Below are 10,522 nucleotides of genomic sequence, written 5' to 3' on the forward strand. Positions count from 1 at the left end.
TATGTCCCGCGTCCTCGTCACCGGTGCCGGCGGTCCCGCCGGCGTCGCCGTGATCCGCTCGCTCCTGCGCCGCGACGATCTCACCGTGTTCGCGGCCGACATGGACGGCTGGGCATCCGGCCTCTACCTCGTCCCGGCGGCGCAGCGGCGGCTCGTCCCCCCGGGGCGCGACGACGACTTCGTCCCCGCCCTCGCCCGCCTAGTCGCCGACGACGCCCTCGACCTCGTGATCTCGACCGTCGACGTCGAGCTCGCCGCGCTGTCCGATCGCCGCGACGAGCTGTCGCCGGCCGTGCTCGCCGCGCCGTCGGCCGACACCCTGGCGGTCGCCCTCGACAAGCTGCTCCTCGCCGACCGCTGCGCCTCCACCGGCCACGCGCCCCGGACCGTGCTCGCCGGCCCGGACGCTCAGGCCGTCGACTGGGAGTTCCCCGCCTTCGCCAAGCCCCGACAGGGAGCGGGAAGCCGCGGCATCCGCCTGGTCGCCGACCGGGCCGAACTCGACGCGCTGCCGCTCGACGAGGGGCTCATCGTTCAGGACCTGCTGCCGGGCGAGGAGTACTCGGTCGACGTGCTCGCCGACGCCGACGGGCGGATCGTGGCCGCCGTTCCGCGCACCCGCGCCCGCGTGGACTCGGGCGTCGCGATCGCCGGACGCACCGTGCACGACCCGGCGCTCGAGGAGACGGCCGCGGACGTTGCGCGCGCGATCGGTCTGGTGGGTGTCGCGAACGTGCAGTTGCGCCGCGACCGCGCGGGCGTGCCGAAGCTGCTCGAGGTGAATCCGCGGTTCCCCGGGGCGCTGCCCCTCACGATCTCCGCGGGCGTCGACATCCCCTCGCTCGTCGTCGACCTCTTCCTGGGCCAGCCTCTCCCGGAGCGGCTGCCGTTCCGCGAGGTGGCCGCCGTGCGCTTCCTCGAAGACGTGGTCGTCGAGATCGACGATGTGCTCGTCTCGGAGCACGCCGGTCACCAGGAGGAGTTGTGAACGACGGCATCCTCCGCGGTGACCATCACGTGCACTCGACGTTCTCCGACGATGCGGTCTCGACTCCTCAGGAGAACGTCGACGCCGCGGTCGCCGCGGGACTCGACACGCTGCGCATCGTCGACCACGTGCGCCGCGACACGGCGTGGGTGCCCGAGTACGTCGCCGCGATCCGCGGGCTCCGCGTGCCCGACGGCCTCACCGTGCTGACCGGCGTCGAAGCCAAGGTCCTCGACCGGCGGGGAACCCTCGACATCCCGACGCTCCCCGAGGGCATCGACCGCATCCTCATCGCCGACCACCAGTTCCCCGGGGCGGATGGCCCGCTCGGTCCCACGGCCGTCCGCGAGCGCATGGCCGACGGCTGGGCGCCGGCGGATGTGCTCGACGACTTCGTCGCCGGTGTGATCGGGGCCATGGAGAAGCATCCGGGCAACCAGCTCGCGCACTGCTTCTCGCTCCTGCCCAAGATCGGTCTCACCGAGCACGACCTCGGTCCCGAGCGTCTGCGCGCCTGGGCGGAGACGGCCGCCCGCACCGGCACGCTCGTCGAGGTCAACGAGAAGTGGGGATGCCCCGAGCCCGCGTCGCTCGCGGCCCTGCGAGCCGCCGGGGCCGAGATCGTCGCCTCGACCGACAGTCATGTCGCGACGGACGTCGGCCGGTACGAGCGCGTGCGCCGCCTGCTCGACGAGGAGGGCGCGAGATGATCGGCGACCTCGAATGGTGGCAGACGGCGATCGTCGTGGTCCTCGTGCTCTGCATCCTGGTCGGAACCCTCCCGGTGATCAACACGGGCCTGCAGTTCCTCTCACTCCCGATGCACGCGTTCCGTAACCACTACGACCGCGCCGAGCCGTACCACCCGAACGTCGCGGTGATCATCCCGGCATGGAACGAGGGTCTCGTGATCGGCCCGGCGATCGAGCGTCTGCTGCAACTCGAGTACCCGGTCGACCGGCTGCGCGTGTACGTCGTCGACGACGCCTCCACCGATGACACCCCGGACATCGTGCGCGCGAAAGGCCTCGCCCACCCCGGGCGCGTGCACCACCTGCGCCGCGAGGTCGGCGGCGAGGGCAAAGCGCACACGCTCAACCACGGGCTCGACATCGTGCTGGCGGATGCCTGGACCGAGGCCGTGCTCATCATGGACGCCGACGTGATCTTCTCGCGTGACTCGTTGCGCAAGCTCACCCGCCACCTGGCCGACGACGAGGTCGGCGCGGTCACCGCGTACATCGCCGAGGGCAGCCGCGACCGCAACTACCTCACGCGCTTCATCGCCGTCGAGTACGTGATCGGACAGCTCTCGGCCCGTCGCACGCAGAACGTGCTCGGAGCGATGGCCTGCCTGGCCGGGGGAGCGCAGCTGCACTCGCGCGCCAACCTCGAGGCCATCGGCGGACGCATCCCCACCGGCACGCTCGCGGAAGACACCATGACCACGTTCGAGGGTCAGCTGCACGGTCGGCGGGCGGTCTTCGAGCCGCATGCCGTCGTGCTCGCCGAAGAGCCGCGGACGATCGACGCGCTCTGGAAGCAGCGTCTGCGGTGGGCGCGCGGCAACGTGCAGCTCACCTCCATCTACAAGCACCTGTGGTTCCGTCCGAGCCCCGACCACAAGCTCGGCAGCTTCGCGTTCGGGCTGGGGTGGTTCACCATCCTGCTGCTGCCCGCCTTCATGCTGCTCGCCGCCGCCGCGCTGATCGCCCTGCTCGTCTTCCACAGCGAGATCGCGGAATGGGTGTTCCGCACGATGTGGATCGCGGCGGCGTGCATCTACCTGTTCTCGATCCTGTTCTCCGTGCAGCTCGACGGTCGGATCGGCCGGCAGTCGTGGCGGGAGGCGATCATGTTCCCCGGGCTGGGGGCGTTGATCCTCATGGCCGTCGCCCTGTTCCCCGGGGTGCTCGACGACGTGATCCGCGCGGTCGGCGGCACCGTCGATGATCAGACGCGGCTCGGCTGGGCGCTGTTCTTCTATCTCTGGGGCCCGGTGTCGATGCTCGGCGTGTGGCTGGCCCGCGCCGTCGAGCGTCTTCCTGCGGGGCGGTTCTTCGCCGGCCTCCTGCTCTACATCTGCGGATATGGTTCGCTGCTCTGCGCGATCACCGTGGATTCCTACATCAAGGAGTGGCGTCGCGCCGACGCCGTCTGGATCAAGACCGAGAAGGTCGGACGGGTCGATTCATGAGCGACATTCCCACGCGCGAGCAGGAGACCGAGGAGATCGCGCACGACGCCAGGTCGGAGAAGAAGCTGGTGTGGCAGGCGCTCGCCGCCTTCGCGGTCGTGGCCGTGATCGTCGTCGTGCGGGAGCTGCTGCTCCGATGAGCGCGCGACCCCTGGCACTCGTGGTGGAGGACGACCTCGACCAGATGGCGCTGCTGCGCCGCCACCTCGACCGCGAGGGCTTCGACGTGTATTCCGCGAACGACGCCGAGTCGGCGATCTCGGCGTTCCCGCACATTCACCCGTCGCTCGCCGTGCTCGACCTGCTGTTGCCGGGTATCTCGGGGCGGGAGTGCGCGACGCGCGTGCGGGAGGCGTTCCCGGATTGCTTCCTCGTGATCAGCTCGGTCCTCGACCGGGTCGACTATCCGGTATCGGATGCGGCGTTGCCGAAGCCGGTGCGCGGCGCCGAGCTGCGCGCGCTGGTGAAGGACGTGGCGCGGTGAGTCCCTACTCGGGGCGCGCCGCGGTCGAGCGCGGGTGGCGGAACTACTTCAACGACCCGACGCCGCTGATGAAGCAGGCACCGACGGCCATCGCGGTCGGCATCGCGGGGCTGCTCGTGGTGGCCGTGCCGGGGATCGCCGTCACGAACGTCGGCGCGGCCGTCGCGGGCATCGCGCTGGTCGGATTGACCACGGCGCTCGCGGCCGTTCTCGCCGCGCGTCGCGTGCACGAGGGCTGGATCGTGCTGCTGATCCCGGCCGTCGACATCCTCGCGATCGGCGCGCTCCGCGTCGGCACGGGAGGCACGTCGTCGCTCTTCTCGTCGTTCGTGCTGCTGCCGGTGATCTGGCTGGCGGCCGCGCGAGGGCTCAAGCCGGTATTCCTGATCGGCGCACTGACGTCGATCGCCTTCCTCATGCCGCTGCTGCTCGACCCCGCGACCGACGACCTCGCGTGGTTCCGCGGCGTCGTGAGCCCGCTCGTGTTCGCGACCGTCGGAGCGATCATCAACGAGCTGTCGCGACTGCAGCGCCTGCGCACCTCGCAGGCCGAGCAGCTCGTGTCGGACCGCACGGCCGCGCTCGCCGAGAACCTCTCGATGGTCGAGCAGCTGCGCACCAGCGAGAAGCAATACCGCTTCCTTCTCGAGTCGTTCAGCAGCCTCTGGGCGTCGATCACCGCGCAGGCCGTGATCGCGACAGACCACGACGGCACGATCCTGGCCTGGAACCCCGGGTCCGTGCGTCTGCTCGGCCTCTCGGTCGACGAGGCGCTGGCGGGCGTGCGGGTCGATCGCTTCTTCCCGCCCGCGACCCTCGCCCCCTTCGCCGACCCCGAGGTCGTCGCCGAGCCCGGCGGCCTGCCGGCCGGGATGCGCACCCTGTTCGACGAGGCGGATGCCGGCAAGTTCGTCGAGGTCGATGTCGACGTGACGACGGCCGGAGGCTCGACGGTGCCCGCCCGCGTGACCGTGAGCCCCTACCAGGGTGCGGATGGTGCTCGACGCGGATACCTGCTCGTGCTCACCGATGAGACGCGGGCGGTGGAGCTGGCACGCATGAAGGACGAGTTCATCGGCATGATCTCGCACGAGCTCCGCACTCCGCTCAGCGCGATCCTCGGCTTCCTCGACCTGCTCCAGAACGACCCGGCGCAGCCGCTGACCGACGACCAGCAGCAGTTCGTCAGCGTCATCGAGCGCAATGCCAACCGTCTGCTCAAACTCGTCGGCGACCTGCTGTTCACGGCGCAGGTCGAGTCGGGGCGGTTCCCGCTCGAGCGGGAGGAGGCCGACATCGGCGCCCTCGTGCGTTCGGCGACCACTTCGGCCGGCCCGCACGCCGAGAAGGAGGGGATTACGCTCGACGTGCAGCTCCCCGAGGTTCCGGTGCGGGTGCAGGTCGACACGACCCGGATCGGTCAAGCACTCGACAACCTCCTCTCGAACGCCATCAAGTTCACCCCGCGCGGCGGTCGCGTCACGGCGAAGGTCGAGCCGGTCGACGGCCAGGTGCGCGTCTCGGTGCGTGACACCGGTGTGGGCATCCCCGCCGACGAGCAGGGGATGCTCTTCACGCGCTTCTTCCGCGCCTCCACCGCCACGCGCAACGCGGTGCCGGGGGTCGGCCTCGGGCTCACCATCACGCGAGCGATCGTGCTCGCCCACGGCGGAACCATGGACGTGGACAGCGAGGAGGGCGTGGGGACGGAGTTCTGCTTCACGCTGCCAGTGCCGCTGCGCACCGAGGCGATGCGACTCGGCGACATGCGGCTGGGCTGATAGTCTGATCGGCTCGCCGTCGGCGGGCGGAAGGACGTCCGCACGGTGGGGTATATCGATGTTTCTGGCGTCTCGTTGACGCTTCCCGACGGCAGGCCGTTGCTCGACGAGGTGAGCTTCCGCGTGGGACAGGGGTCGACGAGCGCGCTCATCGGGCCCAACGGCGCCGGCAAGACGACGCTGTTGCGCATCATCCGCGCCGACCAGCAACCGGACGACGGGGTCGTCACCATCGACGGGGGCCTGGGCGTGATGGATCAGTTCGTCGGGCACGGCTCGTCCGACGAGACGGTGCGCGACTTGCTCGTGCGCGTCGCACCCCGCCGCATTCGCGCGGCGGCCGAAGCGCTCGACACCGCCGAGAACGCCCTGATCGCGCACGACCACCACGACTCGCAGATGGCCTACGCGAGCGCCATCGCGGAGTATGCAGACGCAGGAGGGTACGAGCACGAGACGGTCTGGGATCAGTGCACCGTGGCCGCCCTGGGCATCCCGTTCGAGCGCGCGAGATGGCGCGACCTGTCCACCCTCTCCGGGGGCGAGCAGAAGCGACTGGCCCTGGAGGCGTTGCTGCGCGGACCGGACGAGGTGCTGTTGCTCGACGAGCCGGACAACTACCTCGACGTGCCGGGGAAGAGGTGGCTCGAGGAGCGCCTGCAGCAGACGTCCAAGACCGTCCTGCTCGTCTCGCACGACCGCGAGCTGCTGGCTCGCGCCGCAGACCGCATCATCACTCTCGAACCCGGCGGGGCGGGCGCGACCGCCTGGGTCCACGGCGGCGGGTTCGCCACCTACCACCGCGCGCGCGAAGACCGGCTGGACCGCCTCGACGAACTGCGCCGCCGCTGGGACGAACAGCACGCGAAGCTGCGCGCTCTCGTGGCGACGCTCAAGGTCAAGGCGTCGGCGAACGACGGGTTCGCCTCGCGCTATCAGGCGGCGCAGACGAGACTACGTCGATTCGAAGACGCCGGGCCGCCAGAAGAGCGCCCCCGCACCCAGGACTTCGACATGAGGCTGCGCGGCGCACGTACCGGGAAGCGCGCGGTGGTGGCCGGCCGCCTCGAACTGACCGGACTCATGAAGCCGTTCGACGCCGAGGTCTGGTACGGCGACCGAGTGGCGGTGCTCGGCTCCAACGGCTCCGGTAAATCGCACTTCCTGCGGCTCCTCGCCCGCGGCGGGACCGAGCCGGACCCGACCCTCGGACACATCACCTCGGCCGTGGAACAGGTCGCATCCGTGCCGCACACCGGACGCGTCACCCTCGGCGCGCGGGTCGTTCCCGGCCTGTTCGCTCAGACCCACGTCCACCCGGAGTTCGCGGGGCGCACTCTGCTCGACATCCTGCACCGCGGCGACGAGCGCCGAGACGGGCTTCCGCGAGATGCGGCGAGTTCAGCGCTCGACCGATACGGTCTGGTGCGGCAGGCGCAGCAATCGTTCGATTCGCTCTCGGGCGGCCAGCAGGCGCGGTTCCAGGTGCTGCTCCTCGAACTGAGCGGTGCGACGCTGCTGCTGCTCGACGAGCCGACCGACAACCTCGATATCGAGTCCGCCGAGGCGCTGGAGAATGCGCTCACGCGCTTTGACGGGACCGTGCTCGCGGTCACGCACGACCGGTGGTTCGCGCGATCGTTCGATCGGTTCCTCGTGTTCGGCGCGGACGGCGCAGTGTACGAGTCGGACGTCGCCGTGTGGGATGAGTCGCGGGTGGTGCGGGCGCGCTGAGGGCGTGAGGGGTCATGACACGCCGCATCCCCGGGGGCGGACGCGGCGTGTTTCGACCCCTCAGGTGCGCGCGGGCAGCCGGAACGGCGCGGCGGCGGCAGCCGAATGGTCGAGCGCAAGGTCGGCGAGCGTGGCGCCCACCCCCGGCACGAACTTGAAGCCGTGCCCCGAGAACCCGGCCCCCACGACGATGCGCCCGCGGCGGTCGAGCACGAAGGTGCCGTCATCGGTCGAGGTGTACGTGCAGCTGATGGGGGCGGCCGAGTCGGGGTCGAGGCCGGGCATCCAGGTGCGCACGTAGGCGGCGAGCTCGGCCTGCCGGGTCGGCAGGTGCGGTCGATCATCGGGGTCGACCACGTCACCCACCAGATGGAAGCCGACCTTCACGCCCTCGCCGGGCGTCGGCATGCCGTACACCGTCGCGGGGAATGCCCCCGGGTCCACGTAGTGGTTGAACGAGGGCCACTGCGCCGCCGCCTCGCGCGGCGCGAAGTGCGCCGGAGTCTCCTCGGTGACCGTGAGCCGCGGCAGTCCGAGGTCGGGGAGTAGGGCGGCGCTCCAGGCGCCGGCGGTCACGACCGCCGTGTCGGCCCGCAGCCGGGTGCCGTCGGCGAGAGCGACCTCCACGCCGTCGCCGTCATCGTGGAGTCCGGTCACCGGCGTGCGCCAGCGCACCTCGCCCCCGGCCCTGACGATGCGGCGTTCGAGTTCGAGGAGCGCGGCGGATGCCCGCACCACGCCGGCGTCCGCCGACCAGAGCACGTCGCCATCGAAGCGCATGCCGGTCCAGCGGGCCCGGGCTCCGGCCGACGAGAGCATCTCCGCGGGGATGCCCCGTTCGTGCAGTCGATCCCGGATGCCGTCGAGGTCGACATCGCCGTGCGTGACGAGCCCGTGCAGGCGCAGCAGCGGTTCGCCGTCGACGAGTCCGAGGGCATCCCACCCCTCCCGAGCCCGCTGCAACAGGTCGAGGTAGTGCTCCTCGGTGTAGGCGTTGTTGAAGTTGCGGGTGGCGCCGTGCGACGCCCCTTCGTGATGTCCGCGCGCGAACCGCTCGAGCACCAGCGGCCGCACTCCGCGGCGGGCGAGCTCCCACCCGGTGGTGAGCCCCATCGCGCCGCCGCCCACGACGACGACCTCCACTGCATCCGTTCCCATGCGTCCTCCCGACGTCGCCTCCCAGTCTCCCAGCCGTCGCCGCCTCGCGTGCCCGGTAGGCTGGGGTGGTGACCATGGAGATCGAGCTCGGCCGAGGAAAGCGCGCGCGTCGCGCGTACACGTTCGACGACATCGCGGTGGTGCCCTCGCGGCGCACGCGCAACCCGGAAGACGTGTCGACCGCGTGGACGATCGATGCGTTCGGCTTCGGCATCCCCGTGCTGGGCGCCCCGATGGACTCCGTCGTGAGCCCCCAGACGGCCATCATGCTGGGGCAGCTCGGCGGCCTGGGCGTGCTCGACCTCGAGGGCCTGTGGACGCGGTACGACGACCCCGAGCCCCTGCTCGCCGAGATCGCCGGCCTCAGCGATGCCGATGCCACCGTGCGCATGCAGCAGCTGTACTCGGAGCCGATCAAGCCGGCGCTCATCACGCAGCGCCTGGCCGAGATCCGCGAGGCGGGCGTCACGGTCGCCGGATCGCTGACCCCGCAGCGCACCCAGGAGTTCTACGACACCGTCGCTGCGGCGGGGGTCGACCTGTTCGTGATCCGCGGCACCACGGTGTCGGCCGAGCACGTGTCGAGCGTCGACGAGCCCCTGAACCTCAAGAAGTTCATCTACGACCTCGACGTGCCCGTGATCGTCGGGGGCGCGGCGACCTACACCGCCGCCCTCCACCTCATGCGCACCGGTGCGGCGGGCGTGCTCGTGGGCTTCGGCGGGGGTGCGGCGTCGACGACGCGCGCGACCCTCGGCATCCACGCGCCGATGGCGACCGCGGTGTCGGACGTCGCAGCCGCGCGCCGCGACTACCTGGACGAGTCGGGCGGACGCTACGTGCACGTGATCGCCGACGGCGGCGTCGGCACCTCGGGTGACATCGTGAAGGCTCTCGCCATGGGCGCGGATGCCGTCATGCTCGGCGTCGCGCTGGCTCGGGCGACCGACGCGCCCGGCCGCGGATTCCACTGGGGCCCCGAGGCCCATCACCCGAAGCTCCCGCGCGGACGCCGCGTGCAGGTCGGCGGCATCGGCACGCTGGAGGAGATCCTCTACGGCCCGGCTCCGGTCGCCGACGGCACGGCGAACCTCATCGGTGCCCTTCGCAAGTCGATGGCCACCACCGGCTACTCCGACCTGAAGGAGTTCCAGCGGGTCGAGGTCGTGCTCGCGCCGTACGAGAACTGATCGCCCCGCATCCCGCCGTGTCCTCCGCTCCGCTGTTCCCGCCGACCCTGCGCGAGGTCATGCTGCGCGGGCGGTGGATCGGCATGCTCCTGTTCTGCCTGCTCGTCGCCGGCGTCTTCGCCTGGCTCGGGCAGTGGCAGCTGGAGCGCGCGATCGAGACCGACCCCCCTGCTCCGGGCGCGACCGAGCAGGTGCAGCCCCTCACCGCCGTCGTCGAGCCGGGGGAGTACCTGGCAGAACCGCTCGTCGGACAGCGGGTCGAAACGACCGGGACGTGGGTGCCCGGCGATTTCCTCGTGGTGGCGAAGCGGTTCAACGACGGTGCCGAGGGCTACTGGGTCACCGGCCAGCTGCGGGTCGCGGAACGCGCGTCGATCGCGGTCGCCATCGGGTGGGCCCCCGACCGGGAGAGCGCGGACGCCGCGGTCGATCGCATGAACGACGACGACGGATCGGTCGTCGAGCTCTCGGGCCGCATCATCTCGGATGAAGGCCCGGCGGTGCCGCCCCACGACGATCCGACGCGCATGGAGCGGATGTCGACGGCCGCTCTGCTCGGCTTCTGGCACGACACCGAGCAGCTCGACGTGTACCGCCCGTACCTCGCGTCGACGACGGCGCTCGGCGGGCTCGACGACATCGCCTCCCCGGCGCCGGCCGAACAGTCACCGGTGAACTGGCTCAACGTCTTCTACGCCGCGGAGTGGGTCATCTTCGCGGGCTTCGCCTTCTATCTCTGGTACCGGCTCGCGAAAGACGCCTGGGAGCGCGAGGTCGAGGAGTTCGAGGACGCGGAAGCGGCCTGAGGCGCGCGCGGGGGCTCGCGCGCATCGGGTGAGCACTCGGTGACGAAACGGCGAACACCGTTGAGGATGTCGGAGCCCCTCCGTAGGCTCGCTGACATGCGCGCGTCCCGGCGACGACCCGGGTGGGCGCACGACCGGCCCCACGAGGGCCCGACGTCACCGAAATCCACAATGTCGAGGAGAC

10 protein-coding genes are annotated in these 10,522 nt (G+C 70.9%); 9 read left to right on the forward strand and 1 reads right to left on the reverse strand.

Going from position 1 to position 10,522, the window contains the following annotated elements; genetic code table 11:
- Position 1 precedes the first annotated feature (1 nt).
- From RWS82_RS01160 to RWS82_RS01190, 7 genes are read left to right on the forward strand one after another with little or no spacing between them, the layout of a single operon-like run.
- Positions 2-988, forward strand: coding sequence for an ATP-grasp domain-containing protein (locus tag RWS82_RS01160; protein ID WP_314646007.1), 987 nt, complete (start codon positions 2-4; stop codon positions 986-988).
- Complete coding sequence (locus tag RWS82_RS01165; protein ID WP_314646010.1) at positions 985-1,698, forward strand: PHP domain-containing protein; 714 nt, start codon at positions 985-987, stop codon at positions 1,696-1,698. Before RWS82_RS01160 ends, RWS82_RS01165 begins: the two co-directional genes overlap by 4 nt.
- Entirely contained in the window at positions 1,695-3,185 is a 1,491-nt protein-coding gene (locus RWS82_RS01170) for a glycosyltransferase family 2 protein (protein ID WP_314646012.1), read from the forward strand. Before RWS82_RS01165 ends, RWS82_RS01170 begins: the two co-directional genes overlap by 4 nt.
- A complete protein-coding gene (locus tag RWS82_RS01175; protein ID WP_314646016.1) occupies positions 3,182-3,325 on the forward strand; it encodes a hypothetical protein in 144 nt (47 codons plus the stop codon). Before RWS82_RS01170 ends, RWS82_RS01175 begins: the two co-directional genes overlap by 4 nt.
- Positions 3,322-3,669 carry a response regulator gene (locus RWS82_RS01180; protein ID WP_314646019.1) on the forward strand — a complete coding sequence of 116 codons (348 nt, stop codon included), beginning with the start codon at positions 3,322-3,324 and terminating at the stop codon, positions 3,667-3,669. The genes RWS82_RS01175 and RWS82_RS01180 overlap by 4 nt, the downstream gene beginning before the upstream one ends.
- Entirely contained in the window at positions 3,666-5,450 is a 1,785-nt protein-coding gene (locus tag RWS82_RS01185; protein ID WP_314646021.1) for a PAS domain-containing sensor histidine kinase, read from the forward strand. The genes RWS82_RS01180 and RWS82_RS01185 overlap by 4 nt, the downstream gene beginning before the upstream one ends.
- Before the next feature lie 45 nt (positions 5,451-5,495).
- Positions 5,496-7,184 (forward strand): ATP-binding cassette domain-containing protein, encoded by a 1,689-nt coding sequence (locus RWS82_RS01190; protein ID WP_314646023.1) that lies wholly within the window; start codon positions 5,496-5,498, stop codon positions 7,182-7,184.
- A 60-nt stretch (positions 7,185-7,244) separates the two neighbouring features.
- On the opposite strand, the gene RWS82_RS01195 is transcribed toward RWS82_RS01190, so the two are convergent.
- Positions 7,245-8,342, reverse strand: a complete 1,098-nt coding sequence (locus tag RWS82_RS01195; RefSeq protein WP_314646026.1) for an FAD-dependent oxidoreductase — start codon at positions 8,340-8,342, stop codon at positions 7,245-7,247.
- Positions 8,343-8,416: 74 nt separating this feature from the next.
- Here RWS82_RS01195 and RWS82_RS01200 point away from each other — a divergent pair, with 74 nt between their 5' ends.
- On the forward strand, positions 8,417-9,532 hold the full coding sequence (locus tag RWS82_RS01200; protein WP_314648140.1) for a GuaB3 family IMP dehydrogenase-related protein: 1,116 nt from the start codon (positions 8,417-8,419) through the stop codon (positions 9,530-9,532).
- A 59-nt stretch (positions 9,533-9,591) separates the two neighbouring features.
- Positions 9,592-10,338, forward strand: a complete 747-nt coding sequence (locus tag RWS82_RS01205) for an SURF1 family cytochrome oxidase biogenesis protein (protein WP_314648142.1) — start codon at positions 9,592-9,594, stop codon at positions 10,336-10,338.
- The last annotated feature ends 184 nt before the right edge of the window (positions 10,339-10,522 follow it).

The organism is uncultured Microbacterium sp. (assembly GCF_963528945.1).
Lineage (GTDB): Bacteria > Actinomycetota > Actinomycetes > Actinomycetales > Microbacteriaceae > Microbacterium.

Coding starts and splice junctions, on each gene's coding strand:
- RWS82_RS01170 (WP_314646012.1), top strand. CDS start 1,695: ATGATCGGCGACCTCGAATGGTGGCAGACGGCGATCGTCGTGGTCCTC.
- RWS82_RS01200 (WP_314648140.1), top strand. CDS start 8,417: ATGGAGATCGAGCTCGGCCGAGGAAAGCGCGCGCGTCGCGCGTACACG.
- RWS82_RS01175 (WP_314646016.1), top strand. CDS start 3,182: ATGAGCGACATTCCCACGCGCGAGCAGGAGACCGAGGAGATCGCGCAC.
- RWS82_RS01195 (WP_314646026.1), bottom strand. CDS start 8,342: ATGGGAACGGATGCAGTGGAGGTCGTCGTCGTGGGCGGCGGCGCGATG.
- RWS82_RS01180 (WP_314646019.1), top strand. CDS start 3,322: ATGAGCGCGCGACCCCTGGCACTCGTGGTGGAGGACGACCTCGACCAG.
- RWS82_RS01160 (WP_314646007.1), top strand. CDS start 2: ATGTCCCGCGTCCTCGTCACCGGTGCCGGCGGTCCCGCCGGCGTCGCC.
- RWS82_RS01205 (WP_314648142.1), top strand. CDS start 9,592: ATGCTGCGCGGGCGGTGGATCGGCATGCTCCTGTTCTGCCTGCTCGTC.